The sequence below is a fragment of the Neorhizobium alkalisoli genome, assembly GCF_002968635.1.
GTDB classification, from domain to species: Bacteria; Pseudomonadota; Alphaproteobacteria; order Rhizobiales; family Rhizobiaceae; genus Neorhizobium; species Neorhizobium alkalisoli.
The window spans coordinates 168,422-195,107 of sequence record NZ_PVBN01000004.1; the positions used below are offsets into that span (position 1 = coordinate 168,422).

Consider the following 26,686-nt stretch of genomic DNA (forward strand, 5'->3'; position numbering starts at 1 on the left):
TGAAGCCAAGGAGTAATCTCTCATGGGTATGTCGGCCGGAGGAGCAAAGGCATCGGGTGGCGGGCGTCGCAGGCGCGGCGGCCGTCGCGGCGGCGCCATCAGCGAAATCAACGTAACGCCGCTTGTCGACGTCATGCTCGTGCTGCTCATCATCTTCATGGTGGCGGCGCCGATGATGACGGTCGGCGTGCCGATCGACCTGCCTGAAACGCAGGCAAAGGCCATGAATGCGGATACCCAGCCGATCACCGTATCGGTCAATCCGCAAGGCGAAATCTACCTGCAGGAAACGCCGATCGCCATCGACGAGATCGTGCCGAAGCTGCAGGCAATCGCCACCACCGGATATAACGAGCGCATCTATGTGCGCGGCGATACCACCGCCGCTTACGGCGTCGTCATGAAGGTGATGGCCCGCATTTCTGCAGCAGGCTACAAGAACCTCGGTCTTGTGACCCTGCAGGAACAGGAGAAGTGATCGCGGCGCCATGAAGGGTAGTCTCGGCACATCGCTGATCCTGCATACGCTGGTGCTCGGTGCTGCACTGGTGTCGCTGAGCGCGCCCGCCTCCTTCGAGGTGGCCGACGTCGAAGCTTTGCCGGTCGACATCATCCCGGTCGAATCCATCACCCAGATGCAGCAGGGCGACAAGAAGGCGCCCATGTCTGAAAAGCCTTCTCCCAAGGAAACCAAGAATCAGAAGGTCGTGGAAAACGCCGAGAATGCCGGCGAGAACGACCTTGACCTGAAGACGCCTCCGACGCCGGCCAAGAAGCCGACGCCGACCGAGGCCGCCGCAGCGCCGAAGCCGGTCGAACGGCCGATGCCGACACCGACGCCCGAGCAGAACGACGTCAAGGACATCGTTCCGGAAGAGACCGCGCCGAAGCCGACCGAGATGGCCGCGCTGCCGCAGCCGAAGCCGGAGATCGCGCCGACACCGCCAAAGCCCGAGCCGACGCCTCCGCCGAAACCCGAACCGACGCCGGCACCCGCCGAAGCGAAATCGGAGGACATCCCGCTTCCGGATGCCGTGCCGCTGCCGGCCGCCAAGCCGAAGCCGGAGCCGCCGAAAGAAGAGGCCAAGCCCGTCGAGAAGCCGGTTGAAAAGCCCGTCGAGAAGAAGCCGGAAACGGCAAAGCCGACGGAAACCGCCAAGGCTGCCGAGAAGCCGACGGACAAGAAGGAAGGCAAGAAGCAGGAGACCGCCAAGTCTTCGTCTTCGAAAGCGAGCGACTTCAACGCCGACGAGATCGCTTCGCTGCTCAACAAGCAGGAAGCATCCGGCGGCGGCGCCAAGCGCTCATCCTCGCCGGCATCGACAGGAAGCACCAAGCCGTCGACCGGCGCCAAACTCAGCCAGAGTGAAATGGACGCGCTGCGCGGCCAGATCCAGAAGAACTGGTCGGTCATCGCCGGTATCGAGGGTGCCGACGGCGTTCTCATCCGCGTCACCATGAAGCTCGATCAGACGGGCGAAATCGTCGGGGAACCGGAGGTGGAAGCCTCTGGCGGCTCGGACAACGCACGCCGCACGCTTCAGGCGAGCGCTCTCCGGGCAGTTCGCAGGTCCGCTCCGTTCAAGAACCTGCCCGCCGACAAATACGACGCCTGGAGCGAAGTTGTCGTCAACTTCGATCCGAGCGAATTGCTTTGAAAGGCTTTAGTATCATGATGAAACGTTCTTTCATCCGCCTCGTGCTTGCGCTTGCCGGCATGGCCATGATGTTCGCCGCGCCCGCACAGGCTCGTGTGGAGATCAACATCAACAAGGGCAATGTCGAGCCGCTGCCGATTGCGGTGACGGACTTCCTGTCGAACAACGAACTGGGGCCGCAGATTTCCCAGGTCATTGCAGCCGACCTTCAGCGTTCCGGCCTTTTTGCGCCGATCAACAAGAGCGCTTTCATCGAGAAGATTTCCGATCCGAACCGCTCGCCGCGTTTCGAAGACTGGAAAGTCATCAACGCCCAGGCGCTGGTGACCGGCCGTATCACCCGCGAAGGGGACGGACGTCTGCGCGCCGAGTTCCGCCTCTGGGACACGTTTGCCGGCCAGCAGATGACCGGCCAGCAATTCTTCACCCAGCCGGAGAACTGGCGCCGCGTCGCACACATCATCGCCGATGCGATCTACAAGCAGATCACCGGCGAGAACGGTTATTTCGACACCCGCGTCGTCTTCGTCTCTGAAAGCGGACCGAAGAACGCCCGCCAGCGCCAGCTTGCGATCATGGACCAGGACGGCTTCAACGTCCGCATGCTCACCAATTCGAAGGACATCGTGCTGACGCCGCGCTTCTCGCCGAGCCGTCAGGAAATCACCTACATGTCCTTCGAAGGTAACCAGCCGCGCGTCTATCTGCTGCAGCTGGAGACGGGGCAGCGCGAGGTCGTGGGCAATTTCCCCGGCATGACCTTCTCTCCGCGCTTCTCTCCTGATGGCCAGAAGGTGATCATGAGCCTTCAGCAGGAAGGCAATTCCAACATCTACACGATGGACCTGCGGTCTCGTACCACGACGCGGCTGACCTCTACCCAGGCGATCGACACGTCGCCGTCCTATGCGCCCGATGGTGCGCGGATCGCCTTCGAGAGTGACCGCGGCGGAAGGCCGCAGATCTATGTCATGAATTCCGACGGCTCCGGCCAGACGCGCGTTTCCTTCGGCGACGGTTCCTATTCGACGCCGGTCTGGTCGCCGCGCGGAGATCTGATCGCCTTCACGAAGCAGTCGGGCGGCAAGTTCTCGATCGGCGTCATGAAGCCTGACGGGTCGGGCGAACGCATCCTGACGAGCGGCTTCCATAACGAAGGGCCGACCTGGGCGCCGAACGGACGTGTGCTGATGTTCTTCCGCCAGAATGCCGGTGCCGGCGGCCCGCAGCTCTATTCGATCGACCTGACCGGTTACAACGAACAGCAGGTCAAGACCCCGTCCTACGCATCCGACCCTGCTTGGTCACCGCTTCTCGAATAGCGGCAGTTAACAGGAAAGAGGCGGCTTTCCGCCTCTTTCCCGCCCTATTCTGTTGAGAAAGGGCCAATTAAGGGACACCGGAATATTTCGTTAACCATAAGTGTTTCATCATGGTTAACCGAGCCCGGTTAGAGTCTGGCAACTCTGATAATTAGTGATCAAGGAGAGACCGGCCATGAGCCGCATTGAAATTTCGGCGATGAGCCGCATGCAGACCCTCGCTCGCAACCCCGCCGTCATCGCTCTGACGCTCGCGCTTGCTCTTGCCGGCTGCGCCAACAAGAAGAACCTGCCGAACAGCGCCGGCGAGCTCGGCCTTGGCGGAGCTGGCGCGGCAACGCCCGGTTCGAGCCAGGATTTCACCGTCAATGTCGGCGACCGCATCTTCTTCGACACCGACTCGACCTCGATCCGTGCCGACGCCCAGCAGACCCTCGACCGTCAGGCCCAGTGGCTGCAGCGTTATCCGAACTACGCGATCACCGTCGAAGGCCATGCCGACGAACGCGGCACCCGCGAATACAACCTTGCCCTCGGCGCACGTCGTGCTGCCGCCACCAAGGAATATCTCGCCTCCCGCGGCGTACCGGCGAATCGCATGAAGACGATCTCCTTCGGCAAGGAACGCCCGGTCGCCGTCTGCGACGACATCTCCTGCTGGTCGCAAAACCGTCGTGCAGTGACGGTTCTCGGCGGCGCCGGTATGTGATCTGAGCCACAGCTCAAGAATAAAAGGCGGTCTTCGGGCCGCCTTTTTGTTTTTTCCATAGTTTGGCCCTGATTTCCGGGATTTTTGACTGCGGGCTTGGTTGCTTTTTGGCGGCAGTTGGAAAAATCTCCCCCTCGCGCCAAATCGGCGCACACTAAAGAGCAGGACGAACACTCATGAAGAAACTTGTCTTGGCAGCGATGCTGGGGCTTATGGCAACAAGCGGTTCGGCTGGCGCCTTCTCGCTGCCGAAACTCTTCCAGGGCAGCAGTCAGTCTGCTGCAGAACAGCCGCGAGCGGATAATCCGCCGGTTGTTCTTGCACAGGCCAATGAAGCGGTCCGTATTCAGCAACTCCAGGAAGAAGTCCGGCAACTGAACGGCCGGATCGAGGAAATGAGTTTTCAGCTGCTGCAGATGCAGGAGCAACTGCGCAAGACGCAGGAAGACAACGAGTTCCGTTTCCAGGACCTGGAAAAGAAGAAGAGAAGCGAAGCTGATACCACGGCCGGGGGACCGGCCGTGGCGTCCAATCGTGCTCCGCCGACACAAGCCGCTCCCGCTCCTCCCGCTCAATCCTCGGATGACGTGGCCCGCATCATCGGATCGCCTTCCGACGGCGATATCGGCCAGCAGCAGGGGGGCGACGGTCGGACGGCGCCGCCGCCCACGACGCTCGGCTCCATCGACTTTGACCAGAACGGCAATCCACGCGCTGCGACCCGCAACGACCGCAGCAATGCGGCAGGGCTTCCGGGCGTCGATCCCGGCCCCGCGCCGCCCGGCAAAACCGCCACCCCAGGCAGGGCCGACCCGCAGCAGACCGCATCGCTCGGCAACGAGAACGATGCCTATCAGATCGCCTACAATCACGTGCTGTCCGGCGACTACACGCTCGCGGAAAAGGAATTTTCGGCCTATATCCAGGCTTATCCCAAGGGTGGGCGCATCGCCGATGCGAATTTCTGGCTCGGCGAGGCCCAGTATTCGCAGGAAAAATACAACGAAGCGGCAAAGACGTTCCTGAATGCCCACCAGAGCTACGGGAAGTCGGCGAAGGCGCCTGAAATGCTGCTGAAGCTCGGCATGTCGCTCGCCGCCCTCGACAACACCGAAACCGCCTGTGCAACGCTGCGCGAAGTGCCGAAGCGCTATCCGAGCGCATCCAAGGCGGTGCTCGCCAAGGTCGGCAGCGAACAGAAGCGGCTGCGCTGCAGCTGACGGCGCCCTCCGTGGCTGCCGCAGCCCTCATCCTGTCGCCGGACGACGCGGTCCAACGCCTTTATCGCGACCTTGTCCGACCGGCTCGGCTTCTCGTCGCCGTTTCCGGCGGCAGCGATTCGACCGGCCTCCTCGTCAGCCTTTCGAAAGCAGCCCGGGAAGATGCCGGCATTTCCCTTTTTGCCGCGACCGTCGACCACGCCCTCCGGCCCGAATCTGCCGATGAGGCAAAGGCGGTGGCGGCCCTTTGTGCGGATCTCGGAATCCCGCATCTCAGTCGGCGCTGGGAGGGCGCCAAACCCGCTACCGGAATTTCGGCCGCCGCGCGTGAGGCGCGTTACCGCCTCTTGACGGAGGTCGCGGATGAGGTGAACGCCACTGCCATCCTCACCGGTCACACGCTCGACGACCAGGCCGAGACGGTGGCGATGCGGGCTTCCCGCAGCGAGGCCGAGCACAGGCCGGGCCTTGCCGGCATGGCGGAAGCGGTGCTTCTCGATCGACGGCGCTGGCTCATTCGTCCCTTCCTCAGGACCCGCCGGGCCGACATTCGCGCATGGCTTGCGTCGCAGGGTCAGGGGTGGATCGAAGATCCCAGCAATCTCGATTCCCATTACGAGCGGGTGAGGGTACGCGGAAAGCTGACGGGGCAGGGATCTCTCGATCCGGGCCAATGGTTGCGGGCGGTGGAGCGGCGAACCAGCTTGTCGGATGCCGCCGCCATCTTCCTGCGCGACCATGTGACGATCCGGCATGGGGTGCTTGCCCGGCTCGCGACGGAAGGCTTGAAGGCCGGGGCGGCTTCGCGCCGACACGCGCTCTCCGTGCTCGCCGCGGTGTTGGGGGGCAGAACACACGCACTCGGCGCCGACAGCCTGGAGCGGGTCATTGCCTTTGTCGAGAGCGGGCAGCCGGGGCGGGCGACGGCCGGCAGGGTCATCTTCGATCTTCGCCGGGACGGACTTTATCTCGTTCGCGAAAACCGCGGCATGCTGCCGCTGCATATTGCGCCGGGTGAGAGTGATACGTGGGACGGGCGCTACCGAATCGGCAACCGAAGCCCTGGCGAGATCATTGTCGGCCCGACCGCACCGGACCGGGAGGAGGCATGTGCCTTGTTTCCCGACGTGCCGCCTGCCATCGCCATGCGGGCCGTCTCGGTGATGCCGCATATCGAAGCGGGCGTGCCTTTCCCCCTCGTCGAAAGAAACGGGGGGATCGCAGCCAGTTTGTCCGAAAAGACATCTGCAGGTGGCATAGATGTCGAGCCGGTGCTTGCACCCTTTGACCGTTTTTTGCCGCAGTTTGATCTTAATCTCGCGAGTGAAATTGCGGTTTTGCTCGGATGCGACGTTTTTCCCCTGCTGCCAGTTAAGGATTCTGCGCGGAAAAGCTAGGTGGCGGCTCCAGTTCGCCTTGGCAAGGACTTCCCGCAACCCTATGTTATGCGGCAAGCAAGGCGGCCGCCTTAGAAGTGGGCCGTCACAGTCCGGGGAGTTCAATGAACCCAAACATTCGCAATATCGCCCTCTGGGTCATCATAGCCCTCCTGCTGGTCGCATTGTTCAGCATGTTCCAGACGGCACCGACACAAACCAACTCGCGTGAGGTTCCCTATTCGCAGTTTCTGCGGGATGTGGATTCGGGGCGAGTGCGGGATGTCGTCGTTACGGGAAACCGGGTGATGGGCACCTACACGGAAAGCGGCTCGGGGTTTCAGACCTATTCGCCAGTCATCGATGATTCGTTGATGGAGAAGCTGCAGGCCAAGAACGTCACCATCGTGGCCCGCCCGGAAACGGACGGGTCTTCCGGTTTCTTGAGCTATATCGGCACGCTTTTGCCGATGCTTCTGATTCTGGGCGTCTGGCTGTTCTTCATGCGGCAGATGCAGGGCGGCTCGCGCGGAGCGATGGGCTTTGGCAAGTCCAAGGCCAAGCTCCTGACAGAGGCGCATGGGCGCGTGACCTTTGAAGACGTCGCCGGCGTGGACGAAGCCAAGCAGGATCTCGAGGAAATCGTCGAATTCCTGCGCGATCCGCAGAAATTCCAGCGGCTTGGCGGCCGTATTCCCCGCGGTGTGCTGCTGGTCGGTCCGCCCGGTACCGGTAAGACACTGCTCGCCCGCGCCATTGCAGGCGAAGCAAACGTGCCCTTCTTCACCATTTCCGGTTCGGATTTCGTCGAAATGTTCGTCGGCGTCGGTGCAAGCCGCGTCCGTGACATGTTCGAACAGGCCAAGAAGAACGCGCCCTGCATTATCTTCATCGACGAAATCGATGCGGTCGGTCGTCATCGCGGCGCCGGCCTGGGCGGCGGCAATGACGAGCGCGAGCAGACGCTCAACCAGTTGCTCGTCGAGATGGACGGCTTCGAAGCCAACGAAGGCATCATCCTGATCGCTGCGACCAACCGCCCGGACGTGCTTGACCCGGCACTCCTGCGTCCCGGCCGCTTCGACCGTCAGGTCGTCGTGCCGAACCCGGACATCATCGGCCGCGAGCGCATTTTGAAGGTGCATGCCCGCAACGTACCGCTTGCTCCGAATGTAGACCTCAAGGTTCTTGCCCGCGGTACGCCCGGTTTCTCCGGTGCCGACCTCATGAACCTCGTCAACGAAGCAGCCCTGATGGCGGCGCGCCGCAACAAGCGCCTCGTCACCATGAGCGAGTTCGAAGACGCCAAGGACAAGATCATGATGGGCGCAGAGCGCCGATCCTCGGCCATGACCGAGGCGGAGAAGAAGCTCACCGCTTATCACGAGGCTGGCCACGCGATCACCGCACTCAACGTGCCGGTCGCGGATCCGCTCCACAAGGCGACGATCATTCCGCGCGGCCGTGCGCTCGGCATGGTTATGCAGCTTCCGGAGGGCGACCGCTACTCGATGAGCTACAAGTGGATGGTGTCGCGTCTGGTCATCATGATGGGCGGACGCGTTGCCGAGGAGCTGACCTTCGGCAAGGAGAACATCACCTCCGGCGCGTCCTCAGACATCGAACAGGCGACTAAGCTTGCTCGCGCGATGGTCACGCAGTGGGGCTTCTCCGATGTGCTCGGTCAGGTCGCCTATGGCGAAAACCAGCAGGAGGTCTTCCTCGGCCATTCCGTCTCGCAGACGAGAAACGTATCGGAATCGACCGCGCAGAAGATCGATACGGAAGTTCGCCGCCTGATCGACGAGGCCTATACGGAGGCACGCCGAATCCTGACGGAAAAGCACGACGAGTTCGTGACGCTCGCGGAAGGTCTCCTCGAATACGAGACGATGTCCGGCGAGGAGATCAAGGCGCTGCTCAAGGGGCACAAACCTTCGCGTGATCTTGGTGACGATGCGCCGCCGGCTCGTGGCTCGGCGGTACCCGCCACCGGCTCCAAGAAGGATGAGCCGAAGGGTGGAGAGCCGGAAAGCGGGCTTGAACCTCAGCCCCATTGAATGCAAAGTCTTCGGACAGAAGAAGCCGCTGTGGGTAGCTCCGCAGCGGCTTTTGTTTTGCCGGCGATGCGGCGAATAACCCCTTAGTAACGGGATATATGCGATTTTGACGCTAATTTATGTGCTTGCGCCCGGGAACTGTGGCATGAGCCAATTGATGAAGGCCGGGCTGGCCCTCAACAGACCCCGAGGGCGGGATCCCGCTACAGCGATGCGCATCATTTCCGACGCGCAAAGGATGCTGTAAGATTTTGGATTTGCGCATAGTCCCTTCCTCTAGATCGAGTTTGAAGGGCCGTGCGGCAGACCGCGCCACGCAAGGCGCGACGACAAGGAGCTTATATGACACGCCGCTATTTTGGCACTGATGGCATTCGCGGGCAGTCCAACATCTTTCCGATGACGCCGGATCTGGCGATGCGCGTCGGTATTGCTGTCGGCACGATCTTTCGCAACGGCAACCACCGCCACCGCGTGGTGATCGGCAAGGATACGCGTCTTTCCGGCTACATGCTGGAAAACGCGCTGGTGGCGGGTTTTACCGCTGCCGGTCTGGACGTCTTCCTGCTCGGCCCGATCCCGACGCCGGCAGTCGCCATGCTTACCCGTTCGCTGCGTGCCGATGTGGGTGTCATGATTTCCGCCTCGCACAATCCTTACCAGGACAACGGGATCAAGCTGTTCGGCCCGGATGGCTACAAGCTTTCCGACGAGCTGGAGATACGTATCGAGGACCTGCTTGACAGCGACCTGCACGCCCAGCTTGCCAAATCCGCGGATATCGGCCGGGCCAAGCGCGTCGAGGGTGATATCTACCGCTATATCGAACATGCCAAACGCACGCTGCCCCGCGACGTCACGCTGCATGGGCTGAGAGTGGCGATCGATTGCGCCAACGGCGCGGCCTACAAGGTGGCTCCGCTCGCACTCTGGGAACTCGGGGCCGAGGTGGTCACGATCGGTAACGAGCCGAACGGCACGAACATCAACCTCGACTGCGGTTCAACGAGCCCGGAGGCGCTTCAGAAGAAGGTGCATGAGGTGCGCGCCGATATCGGCATCGCACTCGACGGCGACGCCGACCGGGTCATCATCGTCGACGAGTGCGGCGAGATCGTCGACGGCGACCAGCTTATGGCGGTGATCGGCGAAAGCTGGGCGGAGGAGGAGAAGCTTAGGGGAGGCGGCATCGTCGCAACCGTCATGTCCAATCTCGGTCTCGAGCGCTTCCTAAAGGGCAAGGGCCTCGAGCTTGCCCGCACCAAGGTCGGCGACCGCTACGTGGTCGAGCATATGCGCCACAACGATTTCAACGTGGGCGGCGAGCAATCCGGCCACATCGTCCTGTCGGACTTCGGCACCACCGGCGACGGGCTTGTTGCCGCTCTTCAAATTCTCGCGCGTGTAAAACGTCTCGGCCGGCCGGTGAGCGAGGTCTGCCGCCGGTTCGAGCCCGTGCCGCAGCTTCTGAAAAATGTCCGCTTCCAGGGCGGCAAGCCGCTGGAGGATATCATCGTGCGTCAGGCCATCGCCGATGCCGAAGCCGAGCTTGCCTCAAAGGGCCGCCTGGTCATCCGTCCTTCCGGAACCGAACCGCTGATCCGCGTGATGGCGGAAGGCGACGACCGGGCGCAGATCGAACGGGTCGTGGAAGGTCTCGTCGGCGTCATCGCCAACGCCCGCACCGTCGCCTGAGGTTCACAGTTCCGCTTGAAAAGCCGGCAGCGATGCCGGCTTTTTTGTTTCGCTGAATGGGTTGTTTCAGGGACGCGCCTGGCCCGTCAGCGAGAAATAGGCGAAGGCTGCGATGAAGAACGCGGCAACCCCGAGGCCGATAAGCACGCGCTTCAGCCATGGCGGCGTCTGCCGCGGCGGCTTCGGTTTGGGCGGGCGCTGGAACTTGATGATATTGTCGGACATGCCTGCGTACTTAGAGCATCCGGTATCAATTTGCACCTACTTCTCTCTGTCCAGGTGAGGACAGACGACTCCTTTTTCCGTGCGTGCGAACCGCCGGAATTTCTGCTGGCGGAAGCGGAACAGGGTCAGCGGAAAGGCGTTGAAAGCGGGCGCAACACGGACGCACGACCCATGGAAATGTTCAACCAGCGCCTTTCGGCTATCCTCCAGGTAATGGGCAGACGCTCTCCGCCGCTCGGCGGTGGAGCCGCCTCGCTCTTATCGGGTTTGATCGGCCTGTCGCTCATACGCATGGCCGCGGAAATAACCCGGCCTGAGAGTAATGCCGCCATCTCCCGTGCCGTCAGTCGACTGGACGAGCTTGCGCGTCTCCTCAAGGAATCGGCAAAGGCGGATGTCGACGTCTTCAATGAATACGTAGCCGCGCTGAAGCTGCCTCGTGATGAGCCGGAGGAGATGTCGAAGCGCGAGGAAGTATTGGCGGAAGCAGGCCTCCGCGCGGCGGAGACGCCCCTTTCATCTGCCTTCCTATTGGCCAAGGCCCCTAGAAGCGGCAGCCGATATCTCCGGGGAAATCAGGCATGACGTGCTGAGCGATCTTTACGCGGGAGCGGCACTTCTGAACGGTGCCTTTCTGGGCGCTCTTGCCACGGCGGACCTAAATCTGAAAGCCGACCGCCTTGCCGATGCCCGCGAAGATCTGATCGTCGAGCGCGAGGCAGTGCTGAGCCAACGCAATGCGGCTATGGAAAGAATAACAAGAAAAGCGGCGGAAGATGGTCCGACGAGCGCCACGCCGCTGCGTACATGGTCGTTCGAGGTATGAATCAGTTCCTTGATCTCCTTGGCGGCCTTGGCCGAGCGCTGGGCAAGTTCGCGCACTTCCTGCGCAACCACGGCAAAACCTTTGCCGGCTTCGCCGGCGCGCGCTGCCTCCACACCGGCGTTCAACGCAAGAAGGTTGGTTTGGAAGGCGATTTCGTCGATGACGCCGATGATGTTGCCGATCTCGACCGCAGACGAATCGATCTTGCCCATGGCGTCTACCGCATCGCGGACAACCCGCCCGGAATGCTCCGCGTTTTCCTTGGTCTTGCGCACGAGGTTGCCGGCCTCCTGTGCGCGGCTGCTGGAATCGGCGACCGTCGTGGTGATCTCTTCAAGAGCCGCAGCCGTCTCTTCGACCGACGCCGCCTGCTGCTCCGTGCGCTTGGCAAGGTCATCGGATGCCGAGCGGATTTCCTGAGCGCCGGCAGCGATCGCACTCGCGTTTTCTGCAACCTTCTGCATGGCTTCCCGGAGCCGAACGACTGCTCCGTTGAAGTCGATCCGCAATGGGTCGAGCGAGGGGATGAATGGCGCCTCAATCTGGCGGGTCAGGTCGCCGCTCGCAAGCGACTGGAGAGCGTCGGCAAGCTGTTGGACGGCGTGGTCCGTTTGCTTTGAAAGCGAGCTTCGCTCGGCGGCATCCTGTTCAAGCCTCTCACGCTCTTCCACGGCGCGCCTCGTCTCGATATCCGCATCGCGTTCCGCGCGGGCCGATATGGCACTCCGCAACGCTGCCACGGCACGTGCCAGCAAGCCGATTTCATCGCCGCGAGCCTCGAGCCGCTGGTCGCCTTGGAACTTGCCGTCAGCCATGGCCTTCAACGACTCCTGAAGCTCGGAAAGCGGTCCTGTAATCGATCGGGCGGTAAATACGGCTGCAACGATCGAAAGAACCGTGGCTATACCCAAGGCGACCAACGCCAGGCTTTCAAAGCCGCCGACCGCGTCGCGGACCTCGCCGCCGATAGACTTGCTCGATGCTTCCTGAAAGTCGATGAATTTGTTGATGGCTCCGAGCCAGGCGACGAAAAGTGGCCGGGCCTGCTCCAGCAGGATCTTGCGCGCACCCTCGCCATCTCCCTTTTCCTGCAGAGAAATGATCTGGGCGACCAGCGGATTGGTCTTTGCCTGAATAGCGGCGATCTCGGACAGGATAGTCTTTTCCTGCTCCGTCGCGCCTGCGGGCGAGGCGACCATTTCCGCCATCTTCTTTTCGTTTTCGGCGTAGGAGGCTGCCAGCTTCTCGATTAGCGCCTCCGCCTCCTTGCGTTCTGCCGGCGATGTGACGAGCGTCACATCTCTGATCGCGATCGCCCGGTCATGCACGCTGCCGCGATAATTGATCGCATAGCGCTGCTTGACGCTGTTGATATCATTGATCGTGCCAAGGTTTCTGTCGATCGTTTCGACCTGTAGGATCGAATACAAGGTCAGGCAGATCATCATGAGGAGAATGAAGCCAAACCCGACCGCCAGACGGGGGGCAATGCCGAATGCTTTCAACTTGATCATCGCGGGTGTTTCCTTGGCATGGCGCCTTTGCGCCGGGGCTCGTGTCTCGTTTCGACTATTCTTCGAAGGTGGTCTCAACTGCCCTTCAAGACTATGCGATAGTTAGCACTTCAGTGTTTAGTACCTGTTAATCATTAAATCTGCGTAAAGTATAAACAGCGGGGCCAATTGCGGGGCTGCCGACGGGCGCCGTCGTCATAAGCATCTGTCGCAATACCGCGTGTTATGGGAAATGCGCGGTAAACGGGCATGGTTAAGTGAGACTTAACCTTTCTCCTCCATTATCGATCGCAATCAACCCGTTGGCTGCGCGCTTGCCTGCCACACGCGATATGAGCTTTGGAGATGAAGCCATGAAGAAAACCCTGGCCAGTATGTTTGCGCTGGTGCTGACGGTGAGCGCAGCCCAATCGGCAGATGTTTATCAACCGCAGCCCGAACCGATCCTCGACGCGCCGGAAGTCGCCGTCCAGGAGGCGAGCGGCTGGTATCTGCGTGGCGATGTAGGCTACTCCTTCAACGACATGCGCGGTGCGGAATATTTCCAGGGCTCCAATAGCACGCTGGTGGATTTCGACAGGGCGTCGCTCAAGGACAGCTTCCTGCTCGGCGGCGGTGTCGGTTACCAGATCAACAACTACCTGCGTACGGACGTCACCTTCGACTATCTGAGTTCGGCCGACTTCCGGGGCTCGACGACGGGTCTTTGCGGTGGCGTGACCTGTACCTCGAGCGACAAGTCCTACATGCATGCCTACTCGCTGATGGCGAACGTCTATGTCGACTTGGGCACCTACGGCTACTTCACGCCCTATGTCGGCGGCGGTATCGGGGGCACCTATGTCAAGTGGGGCAAGCTGCGCAACACCATCTGCGACGATCCGGCGGCGCCGGGCTGCTACACCACCGACCACGAAGGCAAGAAGAGCTGGCGCTTTAGCTATGCCCTTATGGCCGGCGCTTCCATCGACATCACCTGCAACCTCAAGGCGGACGTCGGCTATCGCTACCGCCATATCGTCGGCGGCGACATGTTCGGCTACAACCTCGGCGGTGGCCCCGGCCAGGACAAGGGCTTCGACATGCACGAAGCGCGTGTCGGTGCTCGCTACGTTTTCAGCGGCTGCGACACTCCGGTCGCCTACGAGCCGCCGCCGGAGCCGATCGTCTACAAGTAGGTTACCGACGTATTCAAGCGAAAGCCGCCTTCGAGGCGGCTTTCTGCATTCATGGCTAAAGTTTTCCGGATTAACGATATATCCGCTTTCGATTTCAAAATTCGCGGCTGAGTTGCTATCAAGCGCCCAATGTGACGATGGGTTTGCTCATGGTGCCGGCATTCAAGATCTCCGTCTTCGACAAGCTCGATGATCTTTCGCTTGATTGGCCGCGTGATGCGACTGCCGAAGGCGCACATTTTCACGTATTCCAGACCGTCACCTTCCTGAAGGCATGGCTTGCCAGCTTCGGCCGCTCCGGGCAGCGCAGCCTGCATTTCGTCGAGGTGCGGGAAGAGGGCGGTCGTCCGCTGCTCTTCGTCCCGCTTTGCATCGCCCGTCGCAAAGGAGCGAGAGTTCTCGAATTCATCGATGCGGACGCGGCCGACTACAATGCGCCGATACTTTTCGGGACGTCGATCTCCTGGACTAGGGAGCTTGCGGAGCGCCTTTGGCGCGAAATCGCCCGCCAGTTGCCACCGTTCGATGTCCTCATGTTCAGCAAGATGCCGGCGGATATCGACGGTCTTGCCAATCCCTTGAGCCTCATCGGCGACCAGCCGAACGAGATTTCCTGTCACGCCAACGATCTGCGGCGGCCCTGGGCGGAGATAGAGGCGGCGTTCCCGCAGCGAAAGACGCTCGCCCGCAAGATGCGTAACCTGGAGAAAATCGCGCCGCTCGAATTCCGGATCGCCACCGATAGCGAGGAACGCCGGGAGGCGACCGCCGCATTCCTGCGCCAGAAGCAGTGGCGTTTCGAACAGACCCGCGTGCCGGGATTCGATGTCGATGTGGACAAGCACGATTTCTTTCGCAAGGGCACCGATATCTTCGCGCGGGAGCAGATGCTGAAACTCTTCTCCCTCAGATCCGGCGATACGATTATCGCGACGATCTGGGGGCTGACGGCCGGCAGGCGATACTATGCAATCATGCTGTCCTTCGAGGCAGGGGAATGGGCAAAATTCTCTCCCGGCAGCGCGCTCTATTACCGCACGCTAGAATGGCTTCACGCCAACGGTTACGAGTGGCTGGATCTCGGTATCGGCGACGAGACCTGGAAGATCGAAAGCTGCGAGACGACGTTTCCCCTGACGGCCAAACAGGCAGCCATCACGTTCCAGGGGCAGATCTATCTGATGCGGCAGGGCCTCGTTGCGGCTCTTCGTTCGACGGCACTGTGGCAGTCGCTCCGGCCGCTCAAATGGGTGATCCGGCGCCGGCTGCGGCAGGCCATGATGACGATATCAGGGTATGGAGCCGTGTCGGAACTTCTTTTGCCAATGATGGCAATCGCTTGAGCGAAAAAGCGCCGTAAAGCACGTCGGGTCTGCGGCAAAAATTTGTCTTTGCGCGACGCAATCCTCTTGACTGTAAAGGCAGAGAAGAATACCCACGGCGGCGGGACACCTCTCCCCAACGAGAGGCCATCTATCTGGAAGGATAGCACAATGGCGGATACCGCAAAGCCGGACGTACGTCCGAACAATACCCATTTTTCTTCTGGCCCTTGCTCGAAGCGCCCCGGTTGGACGCTCGAAGCGCTTTCCGATGCCCCGCTTGGTCGCTCGCACCGGGCCAAGGTCGGCAAGGCAAAGCTGAAGCAGGCCATCGACCTCACCCGTGAAATTCTAAATGTGCCGGCGGATTACCGCATCGGCATCGTGCCGGCCTCCGATACCGGCGCTGTCGAAATGGCGCTCTGGTCGCTGCTCGGCGAGCGCGGTGTCGACATGCTGTCCTGGGAAAGCTTCGGTGCCGGCTGGGTCACCGATGTCGTCAAGCAGCTGAAGCTCAAGGACGTGCGCAAGATCGAAGCGGGCTACGGCCTGCTTCCAGACCTTTCCACGGTCGATTTCGACCGCGACGTGGTCTTTACCTGGAACGGCACGACGTCTGGCGTTCGCGTTCCGAACGCTGATTTCATTCCGGCCGACCGCAAGGGCCTGACGATCTGCGACGCCACCTCCGCGGCGTTTGCGCAGGATATGGACTTTGCCAAACTCGACGTCGTCACCTTCTCCTGGCAGAAGGTTCTGGGCGGCGAAGGCGGCCACGGCATGCTCATCCTCAGCCCCCGCGCCGTCGAACGCCTGCAGAGCTACGTTCCTGCCTGGCCGCTGCCGAAAATCTTCCGCCTGACCTCGGGCGGCAAGCTGATCGAAGGCATCTTCGTCGGCGAGACGATCAACACGCCGTCGATGCTCTGCGTCGAGGACTATATCGATGCGCTCAACTGGGCGAAGTCGGTCGGTGGCCTGAAGGCGCTGATGGCGCGTGCCGATGCGAACGCCAAGGTGATCTTCGATTTCGTCGCCGCCAATGACTGGATCGAGAACCTCGCCGTCGATCCGGCGACGCGGTCCAATACCTCGGTCTGCCTGAAGATCGTCGATCCGGCCGTGACTGCGCTCGACGCCGATGCCCAGGCCGCTTTCGCCAAGGGGGTCGTCTCGATCCTTGAGAAGGAAGGTGTTGCGCTGGATATCGGTGCCTATCGCGATGCACCGTCTGGTCTTCGCATCTGGGCCGGTGCCACGATCGACGAAGCCGACATGAAGGGTCTGATGCCCTGGCTTTCCTACGCCTTCAATACCCAGAAGGCCGCGCTCGCCAAGGCTGCCGCCTGATCGCCGCATACCGGCTCCGCTCCAGGAGCGGGGCCTTTTCCAGAATCCAAGACAGAACCCCTTTTTAGGAGCCCGTGACCAATGGCACCTCGCGTTCTCGTATCCGACGAACTCTCGGAAACCGCCGTCCAGATCTTCCGTGATCGCGGCGTCGAAGTCGATTTCCAGCCGAAACTCGGCAAGGACAAGGAAAAGCTCGCCGAGATCATCGGCAATTATGACGGCCTTGCCATCCGTTCCGCCACCAAGGCAACGGAAAAGCTGATCGCTGCCGCGACCAATCTCAAGGTCATCGGCCGCGCCGGCATCGGTGTCGACAATGTCGATATCCCGGCAGCCTCGCGCCGCGGCATCATCGTGATGAATACGCCCTTCGGCAACTCGATCACCACGGCCGAGCATGCCATCGCGCTGATGTTTGCGGTCGCCCGCCAGCTTCCGCAGGCCGATGCCTCGACCCAGGCCGGCAAGTGGGAAAAGTCGAAGTTCATGGGCGTCGAGATCACCGGCAAGGTGCTCGGCGTCATCGGCGCCGGCAATATCGGCGGTATCGTCTGCAAGAAGGCCATCGGTCTCGGCATGCACGTCCTCGCCTACGACCCCTTCCTCTCGGTAGAGCGCGCCCAGGAAATGGGCGTCGAGAAGGTGGAACTGGACGATCTTCTAGCGCGCGCCGATTTTATCACGCTGCATGTGCCGATGACCGACAAGACCCGCGGCATCCTCGGCAAGGAGAACCTCGCCAAGACCAAGCCCGGCGTTCGCATCATCAACTGCGCACGCGGCGGACTGGTCGATGAGGCCGCACTTGCCGAAGCGATCAAGTCCGGCCATGTCGCCGGCGCCGGCTTCGACGTGTTCGAAGTCGAGCCTGCGACCGAGAGCCCGCTCTTTGGCCTCGAAAACGTCGTCTGCACGCCGCATCTCGGCGCGTCCACGACGGAAGCCCAGGAAAACGTTGCGCTGCAGGTCGCCGAGCAGATGTCGGACTATCTCGTCAAGGGCGCCGTCTCGAACGCCATCAACATGCCGTCGATCACGGCGGAGGAGGCTCCGATCCTGAAGCCCTTCATCCGTCTCGCAGATGTGCTGGGTGCTTTCGTCGGCCAGGTCACTGAGAGCCCGATCAAGGAAATCGAGATCCTCTATGACGGCGTGACCGCCGGCATGAACACCAAGGCGCTGACCAGCGCACTGCTCGCCGGCCTCATCCGCAACCAGGTCGCCGACGTCAACATGGTTTCGGCACCGATCATGATCAAGGAAAAGGGGATCATCCTTTCCGAGGTCAAGCGCGACAAGACGGGCGTCTATGACGGCTTCATCAAGCTGACCGTCACCACCGAAAACCAGACCCGCTCGGTTGCCGGCACGGTGTTCTCTGACGGCAAGCCGCGCTTCATCCAGATCAAGGGCATCAACATGGACGCCGATGTCGGCGCCAACATGATCTACATCGCCAACACCGACGTTCCCGGCATGATCGGCTTCATGGGCACGACGCTCGGCAATGCGGGCGTCAACATCGCCAACTTCCAGCTCGGCCGTGACAAACAGGGCGGCGATGCGATCGCGCTGCTCTATGTCGACGGCCCGGTTGCGGCGGATGTGCTCGCCAAGCTGACCGCCAATCCGGCGATCCGCCAGGCTAAGCCGCTGGTGTTTAACGTCGACTGACCTCAGTCCTTTGCCTGAGATCGGTTCTCAAGGAATAGAGGCCCGGCCCGAGAAATCGGTCGGGCCTTTTCTTTTTCTACGCTCCCGGAACCGCGATCATTCGCATCAAACCTTCTCAAGGTTGTAATTTTGGAACTTGGCTCCCCTATTGAAGTTGGTTATCTACTTCGACGGGAAAAATTGGTGGTGCCACTAAAATCGGATACTGCCCATCGCTATATAGACCGGGAATGCCGTAACCCTGCGGCCATGAGGAGAAAATGATGTTATCCAAGCTTCGGCGTTTCCAGAAACTGTTCGCGATCCTTGCGGTCGGCATGGCGGTTTCGCTGACCGCCGTCGATATGGCCGAGGCGCGCCGCGCCGGCGGTGGCGGGTTCGGCAGCCGCGGCACGCGCACCTACTCGGCGCCCGCGACGACCAACACGGCCCCCGCTGCGCCGACCGGCATCAACCGCTCGATGACCCCCAACACGCAGCAGAACGCCACGACCCCGCAGAGCGGCTTCGGCCAGCAGGCAGCACAGCAGCCGCGCCGCGGCCTGTTCGGCGGCATGGCCGGCGGCCTGCTCGGCGGTCTCGCCCTCGGCGGCCTCCTGGGCATGATGATGGGCACGGGCTTCGGCGGCATGGCCGGCTTCTTCGGCATGTTGCTGCAGATCGCGCTGATCGCCGGTCTCGCCATGCTGGCCTTCCGTTTCTTCGGTCGCCGTCAGCAGCAACCTGCAGGCCCGGCCGGTAATTACGGCCAACAGCGCAATGCCTATGAGCCACCGCAGCAGAACAACGCGTCGGGCTTCCAGATTCCGAAGATCGGGTCTCTTGGCGGCGGTGCCGCCGCCGGCGGCTATGCTGCAGCTCCGCGTCAGGCAGGTCCTGAGACCGACGAGATCGGCATCACCAACCGCGACCTCGACCAGTTCGAGAAGCTGCTGACGCAAGTGCAGTCCGCCTACGCCGCCGAGGATTACGCCAAGCTGCGCAACCTCACGACGCCGGAGGCGATGTCCTATCTTGCAGAAGAGCTCGGTGAGAATGCCACCAACGGGCTGAAGAACGAGGTGCAGGATGTCAAGCTGCTGCAGGGCGACCTTGCCGAAGCCTGGCGCGAGAACGGCCAGGACTATGCGACTGTCGCGATGCGCTATTCCAGCGTCGACTTCATGCGGGATCGCAATACCGGCGCAGTTGCCGAGGGCGACCCCGGCAAGGTGACCGAGACTGTCGAAGTCTGGACCTTCGTGCGCAAGCCCGCCAACGACTGGAAACTTTCCGCGATCCAGGCTGCCGCTTAACGCTGCAGAAGCGCGAGCGTCTTGTCATCGCGCTGACCATGATAGAACTGTGCAAGGGCTCGCTCGAAAGGCGAGCCCTTTTTGCTGACCGTGTCGAACAGCGTCATCGAGCTTTTGAACTTCATGTCGTCAGGGGAGCCGAGGATGGCATGCGCGGAAAGGTCCTTGTGAAGCAGCATCGCCTCGGTGCATTCGATCAGCCGCGCACCGAGCAGCGGGTGATCGAGATAGGCCGCAGCCTCCGCCTTCGAACCGATCGCGAAACGTTGTGACATGATCGAGAAGCCAAGGCCCGCGACCTGGGGGAATATGTACCACATCCAATGGGAGCGTTTCTGGCCATGCCGCAGTTCGTCCAGCACCTGAGCATAGACGGGCGCCTGCGCATCGACGAAGCGCATGAGATCGAACTGCATTCATCTTCTCCGCCCGGTTTCGTGGTTTATCCACCCAACGCCATGAAGAGCCTTAAACGTGATATTTTTGGGGCCGGCCTTTCCTGTGCTGCATTGCACACTAGGTGAGGGCGCATGGAACGCTTCATTCAGGAATTCCGGAATGACACGGCATGGCTGCCGAACGGGTTCGTCAGCATCGGTGTACTCGCCGTCGCCTTTCTGTTTGGTCTCGCCATTCAACGTTTCGGCTTCCGCTTCCTGACGCGCCTGGTCGAGAGCAAGGATCTTTTCTGGCGGTCACTGGTGGCCCGCACGCGGCGGCCGATGCGGCTTGCGATCCTGACCTGGACACTGTCCTTCGGTGCGGCGGTCGCCCCCTTGAGCGCTGATCAATCAACCTTCCTGCGGCACGTTCTGTTGCTCTGCTTCATCACCGTCGTCGGATGGATGGCAAAGATCGCCCTGCATGTCTGGATGATCGTCTACCTTCGCCGCTTCAAGCTCGATGCCGAAGACAATCTGCTGGCCCGCGCGCATGTCACCCAATCGCGGATCGCCGAGCGTATTGCCGGCTCGATGATCGTGGCAATCACCATCGCAGCCATGCTGATGACCTTTCCGACCGTGCAGCAATACGGTGTCAGCCTGCTCGCCTCGGCGGGCGTCGCCGGTATCGTGCTTGGTCTTGCGCTGCAGCCGGTGCTGAAGAACATTCTTGCCGGCATCCAGCTCGCTATCACCCAGCCGATCCGCATAGACGACGCGCTGATCGTCGAAGGCGAGTGGGGAAATGTCGAGGAGATCACGTCGACCTACGTGGTCATCAAGCTCTGGGACTGGCGGCGGATGATCCTGCCGCTCAGCTACTTCATCGAGCGGCCGTTCCAGAACTGGACGCGCGAGGGGGCGGCCCTGATTGGTACCGTGATGATCTATCTCGATTATTCGGTTCCCGTTTCGGCCATTCGCCGCAAGGCGGAGGAAATCGCGGCAGCGTCAAACCTGTGGGACAGGGGGGTGGTGGCGGTACAGATCACGGATTTCAGGGAAAACGTCATGGAGATCCGCATTCTCATTTCGGCCTCCAATGCACCGAAGACTTTTGACCTCCGCTGCGAGATGCGGGAGAAGATGATCGACTTCATCCAGAAGGAATATCCCGCAAGTCTGCCGCGTGTCCGGGCGGAAACGCTTGCCAATTCAAACGGCGCTATTGCCGGCGAGGCCATGCGGCAGCCGTCGCTGCAGTCCTGAGTTGTCCAATAAAATACCTTAGGTCGCTGGATTACTTAAATTTTTTAGTTAATTCGAAATGAAGCATGTGCCAATAATTTGATTCGTTACAGATGGCTCCCCAAGAGAGCCCGAACTTGAGACGCAGCCATGGAACAGGTCGAGAATCTAATGCCGCTTATTCTCTTCTTTTGCGTGATCTATGGCTTTTTCCGCTGGGTCGTCCACGACATGAATCGTTCTTCCGATCGGTAACAGGAGGCGGCATACTTCCAGCGCCCGCAGCTTGCAAAAGTGTCCTGCATTGCTGCACTGCGTTAACCTTTATTTTAGCATTATCTTGCGTAGCGCGTGTGGTGTGCGATGCTCTCCTGAGGATGGGAGACCAGGTACATGACCGAAAGACATCCCACGCAAGATGAACTTTATGATCCGCTGGCCATCAACCGCTTCAAGGTTGAGGCAGCGATGCTCGAGCTTATAGATCAGCTGCAGCGGCAAGGGCTTGATAAGTTGGAGATTGCGCTGGCGCTTGCCGATGCTGCCGAAGATTATGTTATGCGTCTTGCGAGCAAGACACCCGACGATCTGGAAGACGATATCCGGCCGCACGGATACCAATAAGAAGAAACCTCCCGGTCCTCTCGGCTCGACCAGGGGGTAAGGCCGAGATCAATGGCCCGTTTCCCTTGATGCCCATACTCCTTGCGCCGGAGCGCAATCCTTTCTATATCCCCAAGAATTGCCTGACGCGCGGCCGATCCCGCGCCGGGCCGGATATTCCGCCCTTTGGCTTTGGCATCGGCGGCTTGAGAGACCGAGAGAGTTACCCGTGAATACGCTGGATTTTGACAAGAGGCCGGAAGACACACGCGTTGTCGTTGCCATGTCGGGCGGCGTGGATTCCTCCGTCGTCGCCGGGCTGCTCAAACGCCAGGGCTATGATGTGCTCGGCATCACGCTGCAACTTTACGATCATGGCGCGGCGGTGCACCGGGCCGGCTCCTGCTGCGCCGGCCAGGATATCGACGATGCGCGACGCGTTTCCGAAACGCTCGGCATTCCGCACTACGTGCTCGATTACGAAAAGCGGTTCCGGGAAACGGTGATCAATCCATTTGCGGAAGCCTATGCCATGGGCGAAACGCCGATACCCTGCGTCGCCTGCAATCAGACGGTCAAATTCGCCGATCTCCTGGCGACAGCCAGGGAGCTCGGCGCGGATGCGCTGGCCACCGGCCATTACATCCGCTCGCGGCACAATCCGACGCCCGACAATCCGAACCGGCGTGCGCTGTTCCGTCCGGTCGACAGCGATCGCGACCAGAGCTGGTTCCTGTTTGCAACCACCCAGGAGCAGATCGACTATCTGCGCTTCCCGCTCGGCGGCATGTCGAAGGCGGAGGTGAGGGCACTTGCCGAAGACATGGGGCTCGTCGTCGCCAAGAAGGCGGACAGCCAGGATATCTGTTTCGTGCCCCAGGGCAGGTATGCCGACATCATCAGCAAGGTGAAGCCGAATGCCGCGCTGGCAGGCGAGATCGTCCATATCGACGGACGCGTACTCGGCCGACACGAAGGCATCGTGCATTATACGATCGGCCAGCGCAAAGGCCTCGGGGTGGCGACGGGCGAACCGCTGTATGTCGTCTATCTCGATGCCCGCTCCCGGCGCGTGATCGTCGGGCCGAAGGAAGCGCTCGACACGCACCGCGTCTACCTGCGTGACGTCAACTGGATCGGCGACAATTCGCTCGAAGCCGACGCCAGGGATGGTTTTGCCTGCTTCGCCAAGGTTCGCTCGACGCGCCCGCCGACGCCGGCCGTGGTCCATTGCGATGACCGAGGCGTCTATGTCGACCTCGCCGTCGGAGAGGCGGGCGTGGCGCCCGGCCAGGCCTGCGTGCTCTATTCGGCCGAAGGGCCTGATGCGCGGGTTTATGGCGGCGGCTTCATCGATCGCTCGGAGCGTGCCGCGGATGCGGAAGCCTCGCTGAAGGCGTTGCTTTCGGCGCCTGTGGCGGCCTGATCGGGCAACTTTCGGCGGCGCGGAAAATAGCCGCCTGATTTGCCAAAAGGCTGCTTGACACTTTGGTGACGGGGGTCTTATAAGCCGCACGACCGAAGCGGACCGGGCTCTTGCAGAGCTTTCCGCAGACCCTGTGGCGGGGTAGCTCAGTTGGTGAGAGCGCAGGATTCATAACCCTGAGGTCGGCGGTTCAATTCCGCCCCCCGCTACCACTTCCTATCCCCTGATGATTTCCTCGTATGCCATGGCCGCCTGAAGCAGGGCGTCGTCGCGATTGGCATTGGCCGAGAGCAGGAAGCCGACCGGCATGTCGGCATCACCAGTCCCGCAGGGGATTGAAACGCCGCACCAGTCGAGGAAGTTGCCGAGCATGGTATTGCGCAGCGTCTTGCCGTTCGCGGCGAAGAAGGCCTCATCGTCCGCGAGATCGGCGATCTTCGGCGCCACATGGGCGACCGAAGGCATTGCGATGAAACGGTTGCCAATCAGCGCTTCCGTCTCGGCGATCAGCCGCGTTCGGGTCTCCAGGGTGGCGAGATAGTCGGGCAGGGTTATCTTTTCGCCGAGCCTGGCACGGACCACGACCCGCTGGTCCATATCGGCGGCTTCCGGCCCTGCCAATCTTTCCTGATGAAGCCCGAAAGCCTCCGCGGTGACCAGGGCACCTCGCGTGGACATCAGCCGCAGGATTTCCCCAAAGGCCGGGACGGCGATACGGGTCACGGTGCAGCCTGCCTTCTCCAGCCGCTGGATTGCCGCTTCAAAGGCCGCGGCCACACCCGGCTCGGCACCGTCGAAGACAATATTGATAGGAACGACGATATCGAGCGGCACTGCCGGCTGTCTCGCGATCTGCGAGGCGGCAAGTCCGCGCATCGCCGCGTCTATCCAGACAGCATCCTGCACCGTGCGGCAGAGGGGCCCAAGCGAATCGAGGCTTTTCGCCAGCGGATAGACGCCGTCCATGAGGTGGCGGCCGCGGGTCGCCTTGTAGCCGACCACGCCGTTCAGGGCGGAGGGAATACGAATAGAGCCGCCGGTATCGGTGCCCATCGCGACCGGCACGAGACCCGCAGCCACCGCAACGCCCGCGCCGGACGAAGAACCACCCGGAACCCGCGGCGCATCCTTGCTGCGCGGATTATGCGGCGTGCCGTAATGCGGATTGATGCCGATGCCGGAAAAGGCGAACTCGCTCATGTTGGTGCGGCCAATCGCGATCATGCCAGCACGCTTGAGGAGATCGACCACGGCAGCATCCTTGGTGGCCGCTTCGGCTGCCTTCAGCACCTTGGAGCCGGCGGTCGTCGGCAGGCCCTCGATGTCGAACAGATCCTTCCAGGCGATCGGGATGCCGTCGAGGAGGCCGAGCGAACGGCCCTCCTTGAGGCGCTTAGAGGACGCTTTGGCTTCGGCCAGAGCACGGTCCTTGAGAACTGTGACAAAAACCGCCTTATCGGAATAGGCTTCTATACCGGCGAGGACCGTTTTGGTCACCTCGACCGGGTCGACGGCGCCCGTCTGTATAAGTGCGGACAGTTCGGCGATCGACATCGCTCCAAAGGACTTCGTCACGGCAACTATTCCCCTCTTTCCACTCCTGGCGGTTCACAGGTTTAGCGGATATTTTCGCGATGGACAGGAGATTTGTTGCGCCGCAACGGCGCAAGGGAACTTCAGGTGGCTAAATGCAGTTCAGCGAGTCCCCGCTTGAGCGGGAACAGTCGGAGGATCTTCCCATGAAGAACATCATAGCCATTGCCGGTCTTGCCGTTGTGCTGGCCGGCTGCAGCACGGCAACGGGCAGTCTCAATACCGGTGCCGGGATCGAGCCCATTCCCGGCAGCATCACCTATGGCGGCCAGCCGCGCACCCGGTTGACAAAGGCTCCTGTCGGCAGCGTGGTGCCGCATACGTTCCGCAATTCCTTCGGTCAGCGGGTGGACGAGGAATATATCATCCAGCCGGACCGCAGCCTAAAACTGGTCAGCCGCCGGGTCTATCGCGGGCCGTTCTGGGATGATTGACGGAGATCAACCGGCGATCTTTGCCCAGGCGCGCTCGGTGGCAGGCGCCTCATCGGTCGTGATCTGGTCCGGTTTCAAAGCCATCAGCGCGCTGAAGGCTTGAGCCTCTGTCTCATCGAATCCTTGATCCGGGTTCTTGAGGTTGAAGGTCCAGGCATCGACCAGTTTGCCGGCGTCATGGCAGAGCGCGATCAGGTCAAGACCGTCGCCTGCCGCCTGCAGCACGAGTTCCCAGGCGAGATAAACGGTGTCCGGCTCGGTCGGTCCGACGAGATCGGAGCGAAGGTCCGCTTCGACCGCCTTAAGGCCCTGATGCCGGTAGATTTCGACGAGCTTGTCGGTGGGATCGATGCCGCGCTTGAGGTTCGGCAGCCTTTCCTTCACCGCAATGATGAGGTCGAGATCGGCGCCGCTGACGATGATCGAGGAGCCGGCACCGGCAAAATGGCGGGCGAGATGGTCGAGGCCTGCGCTGCCGATCACCGCGAGTTCGTCCTTCATGTCGAATTGCAGCAGCGCATCCGGGTGGGCGGTTTCGAGCATCGCCGCCAGATTCTCGCTGAGGATCGGGGGATTGCCGCCGTCTATCATCCGCAGACATCTGATCTCCTGCGCAGAAGCTTCGCGCACGAGTCCGCGCCCGTCCGTCTCACCCTCCAGTTCCCTGTCATGCAGCACGACGAAGCCGCCGTCGGCGCGGACCCTGAGGTCTAGTTCGGTCGAGGCGCCCAGCCGGAACCCATCCGCCATGACACCGGCGGAAAACAGCGGATCGCTCATGCTGCGGCGCAGACGATGCCATTTGAGGCGGGTGAAATGGCCGCGATAGGCGATGCTCAGGCCTGAATATTCGGATGTCATGCTGATCCGCAAAGGTGAGAGGACGACTCGAGAGAGCCAAGATATGCTCTACGCGTCCCCTGCCATAGATCGATGACAGAATTCTGAACAATGTCCGCGATCGAGGGATACCGCGCGAGTGCCGCCACGGGCGGCAGATTGACGCGCGACAGGGGAACATGTTGCGAGGAGGATAGGTTTGGCAGTAATCCCCGCAGAATATTGTCGACATACCTCACGAAAGGCAGATGTCATGGCTTATGAAGGGAACTGGGCGCCTCTTTCCCCGTACAGCACCGGGATACGCGGCCGCTGCCCGCGCTGTGGCCAGGGGCATCTCTTCAACGGCTTTCTGACGTTGAAGCCGAGCTGCGAGGTCTGCGGCCTCGACTACTCTTTCGCCGATCCTGCCGATGGTCCGGCATTCTTCGTCATCTGCTTCGCCTGCGTGCCGAGCGTGGCGCTGGCGGTGTGGATCGAGATCATGTTCCAGCCGGCGTTCTGGGTGCATCTGCTGATCTCGCTGCCGGTACTGGTGCTCACCTGCGTGTTGCCGCTCAGGCCGCTCAAGGGCTGGCTGGTCAACAGCCAGTATTTCTACAAGGCGGAGCAGGGGAGGATCGACAGAGGCTCGAGCGGAACGGAGGCAGACGATCGACAAAAGGGCAGCAGCTGACCTCAGGCTGCGGCCAGGGTTCTGAATGGGCCGATCGAATTCTGGAACAATTTTCT

23 protein-coding genes, 1 tRNA gene and 1 pseudogene are annotated in these 26,686 nt (G+C 61.3%); 20 read left to right on the plus strand and 5 right to left on the minus strand.

The features are described 5' to 3' along the window. Positions 1 to 22: 22 nt before the first annotated feature. The 8 genes from tolR to glmM all read left to right on the plus strand — a co-directional run bounded on the left by tolR (position 23) and on the right by glmM (position 10,040). On the plus strand, positions 23 to 478 hold the full coding sequence (gene tolR / locus C5L13_RS10885; protein ID WP_105374783.1) for a protein TolR: 456 nt from the start codon (positions 23 to 25) through the stop codon (positions 476 to 478). A 10-nt stretch (positions 479 to 488) separates the two neighbouring features. Next, the gene (locus tag C5L13_RS10890; RefSeq protein WP_105383318.1) at positions 489 to 1,658 is read left to right on the plus strand and encodes an energy transducer TonB; all 1,170 of its coding nucleotides are present in this window, start codon (positions 489 to 491) and stop codon (positions 1,656 to 1,658) included. Positions 1,659 to 1,672: 14 nt separating this feature from the next. Beyond that, entirely contained in the window at positions 1,673 to 2,980 is a 1,308-nt protein-coding gene (tolB, locus tag C5L13_RS10895) for a Tol-Pal system beta propeller repeat protein TolB (RefSeq protein ID WP_105383319.1), read from the plus strand. Between the two features lie 175 nt (positions 2,981 to 3,155). Further along, the gene (pal, locus tag C5L13_RS10900; protein WP_105383320.1) at positions 3,156 to 3,689 is read left to right on the plus strand and encodes a peptidoglycan-associated lipoprotein Pal; all 534 of its coding nucleotides are present in this window, start codon (positions 3,156 to 3,158) and stop codon (positions 3,687 to 3,689) included. Between the two features lie 176 nt (positions 3,690 to 3,865). Further along, positions 3,866 to 4,909 carry a tol-pal system protein YbgF gene (ybgF, locus tag C5L13_RS10905; RefSeq protein ID WP_105383321.1) on the plus strand — a complete coding sequence of 348 codons (1,044 nt, stop codon included), beginning with the start codon at positions 3,866 to 3,868 and terminating at the stop codon, positions 4,907 to 4,909. 11 nt (positions 4,910 to 4,920) lie between these two features. Further along, a complete protein-coding gene (tilS, locus tag C5L13_RS10910; protein WP_158693434.1) occupies positions 4,921 to 6,306 on the plus strand; it encodes a tRNA lysidine(34) synthetase TilS in 1,386 nt (461 codons plus the stop codon). Between the two features lie 104 nt (positions 6,307 to 6,410). Beyond that, positions 6,411 to 8,345 (plus strand): ATP-dependent zinc metalloprotease FtsH, encoded by a 1,935-nt coding sequence (gene ftsH / locus C5L13_RS10915; protein WP_105383323.1) that lies wholly within the window; start codon positions 6,411 to 6,413, stop codon positions 8,343 to 8,345. Between the two features lie 342 nt (positions 8,346 to 8,687). Then, positions 8,688 to 10,040: a phosphoglucosamine mutase gene (gene glmM / locus C5L13_RS10920; RefSeq protein ID WP_105383324.1), complete on the plus strand. Its 1,353-nt coding sequence runs from the start codon at positions 8,688 to 8,690 to the stop codon at positions 10,038 to 10,040. A 66-nt stretch (positions 10,041 to 10,106) separates the two neighbouring features. Here the strand turns inward: glmM and C5L13_RS28955 are convergent, their stop codons facing one another. Then, positions 10,107 to 10,265: a hypothetical protein gene (locus tag C5L13_RS28955; protein ID WP_170117248.1), complete on the minus strand. Its 159-nt coding sequence runs from the start codon at positions 10,263 to 10,265 to the stop codon at positions 10,107 to 10,109. 171 nt (positions 10,266 to 10,436) lie between these two features. Between C5L13_RS28955 and C5L13_RS10925 the strand changes: the two genes are divergently transcribed. Then, entirely contained in the window at positions 10,437 to 10,850 is a 414-nt protein-coding gene (locus C5L13_RS10925) for a cyclodeaminase/cyclohydrolase family protein (RefSeq protein WP_105383325.1), read from the plus strand. A 180-nt stretch (positions 10,851 to 11,030) separates the two neighbouring features. Here the strand turns inward: C5L13_RS10925 and C5L13_RS10930 are convergent. Continuing rightward, a pseudogene (locus C5L13_RS10930) lies at positions 11,031 to 12,605 on the minus strand (HAMP domain-containing methyl-accepting chemotaxis protein); the annotation flags it as partial. 353 nt (positions 12,606 to 12,958) lie between these two features. Here C5L13_RS10930 and C5L13_RS10935 point away from each other — a divergent pair. The 5 genes from C5L13_RS10935 to C5L13_RS10955 all read left to right on the plus strand — a co-directional run bounded on the left by C5L13_RS10935 (position 12,959) and on the right by C5L13_RS10955 (position 19,427). Then, entirely contained in the window at positions 12,959 to 13,783 is an 825-nt protein-coding gene (locus C5L13_RS10935) for an outer membrane protein (RefSeq protein WP_105383326.1), read from the plus strand. Between the two features lie 149 nt (positions 13,784 to 13,932). Further along, the gene (locus C5L13_RS10940; protein WP_158693435.1) at positions 13,933 to 15,126 is read left to right on the plus strand and encodes a GNAT family N-acetyltransferase; all 1,194 of its coding nucleotides are present in this window, start codon (positions 13,933 to 13,935) and stop codon (positions 15,124 to 15,126) included. Between the two features lie 150 nt (positions 15,127 to 15,276). Next, positions 15,277 to 16,455 carry a phosphoserine transaminase gene (locus tag C5L13_RS10945; RefSeq protein ID WP_105383328.1) on the plus strand — a complete coding sequence of 393 codons (1,179 nt, stop codon included), beginning with the start codon at positions 15,277 to 15,279 and terminating at the stop codon, positions 16,453 to 16,455. An 81-nt stretch (positions 16,456 to 16,536) separates the two neighbouring features. Continuing rightward, positions 16,537 to 18,132, plus strand: a complete 1,596-nt coding sequence (gene serA, locus C5L13_RS10950; RefSeq protein ID WP_105383329.1) for a phosphoglycerate dehydrogenase — start codon at positions 16,537 to 16,539, stop codon at positions 18,130 to 18,132. Positions 18,133 to 18,395: 263 nt separating this feature from the next. Next, entirely contained in the window at positions 18,396 to 19,427 is a 1,032-nt protein-coding gene (locus tag C5L13_RS10955) for a Tim44 domain-containing protein (protein WP_105383330.1), read from the plus strand. Here the strand turns inward: C5L13_RS10955 and C5L13_RS10960 are convergent. Then, positions 19,424 to 19,843, minus strand: coding sequence for a DUF1810 domain-containing protein (locus C5L13_RS10960; RefSeq protein ID WP_105383331.1), 420 nt, complete (start codon positions 19,841 to 19,843; stop codon positions 19,424 to 19,426). The genes C5L13_RS10955 and C5L13_RS10960 overlap by 4 nt on opposite strands. Before the next feature lie 114 nt (positions 19,844 to 19,957). Here C5L13_RS10960 and C5L13_RS10965 point away from each other — a divergent pair, with 114 nt between their 5' ends. The 4 genes from C5L13_RS10965 to C5L13_RS10980 all read left to right on the plus strand — a co-directional run bounded on the left by C5L13_RS10965 (position 19,958) and on the right by C5L13_RS10980 (position 23,299). Further along, positions 19,958 to 21,079: a mechanosensitive ion channel family protein gene (locus tag C5L13_RS10965; protein ID WP_105383332.1), complete on the plus strand. Its 1,122-nt coding sequence runs from the start codon at positions 19,958 to 19,960 to the stop codon at positions 21,077 to 21,079. 372 nt (positions 21,080 to 21,451) lie between these two features. Next, complete coding sequence (locus C5L13_RS10970) at positions 21,452 to 21,682, plus strand: hypothetical protein (protein WP_105383333.1); 231 nt, start codon at positions 21,452 to 21,454, stop codon at positions 21,680 to 21,682. 208 nt (positions 21,683 to 21,890) lie between these two features. Continuing rightward, positions 21,891 to 23,087, plus strand: coding sequence for a tRNA 2-thiouridine(34) synthase MnmA (gene mnmA / locus C5L13_RS10975; RefSeq protein ID WP_105383334.1), 1,197 nt, complete (start codon positions 21,891 to 21,893; stop codon positions 23,085 to 23,087). A gap of 135 nt (positions 23,088 to 23,222) precedes the next feature. Beyond that, a tRNA-Met gene (locus C5L13_RS10980) sits at positions 23,223 to 23,299 on the plus strand. 4 nt (positions 23,300 to 23,303) lie between these two features. On the opposite strand, the gene C5L13_RS10985 is transcribed toward C5L13_RS10980, so the two are convergent. Then, positions 23,304 to 24,662 (minus strand): amidase, encoded by a 1,359-nt coding sequence (locus tag C5L13_RS10985; RefSeq protein WP_105383335.1) that lies wholly within the window; start codon positions 24,660 to 24,662, stop codon positions 23,304 to 23,306. A 164-nt stretch (positions 24,663 to 24,826) separates the two neighbouring features. Here C5L13_RS10985 and C5L13_RS10990 point away from each other — a divergent pair, with 164 nt between their 5' ends. Continuing rightward, on the plus strand, positions 24,827 to 25,114 hold the full coding sequence (locus C5L13_RS10990; protein WP_105383336.1) for a membrane lipoprotein lipid attachment site-containing protein: 288 nt from the start codon (positions 24,827 to 24,829) through the stop codon (positions 25,112 to 25,114). 6 nt (positions 25,115 to 25,120) lie between these two features. Here C5L13_RS10990 and C5L13_RS10995 read toward each other — a convergent pair whose 3' ends face one another. Beyond that, positions 25,121 to 25,975 (minus strand): glycerophosphodiester phosphodiesterase, encoded by an 855-nt coding sequence (locus C5L13_RS10995; protein WP_105383337.1) that lies wholly within the window; start codon positions 25,973 to 25,975, stop codon positions 25,121 to 25,123. 232 nt (positions 25,976 to 26,207) lie between these two features. Between C5L13_RS10995 and C5L13_RS11000 the strand changes: the two genes are divergently transcribed. Beyond that, positions 26,208 to 26,630 carry a DUF983 domain-containing protein gene (locus C5L13_RS11000; protein ID WP_105383338.1) on the plus strand — a complete coding sequence of 141 codons (423 nt, stop codon included), beginning with the start codon at positions 26,208 to 26,210 and terminating at the stop codon, positions 26,628 to 26,630. Positions 26,631 to 26,686: the final 56 nt, after the last annotated feature.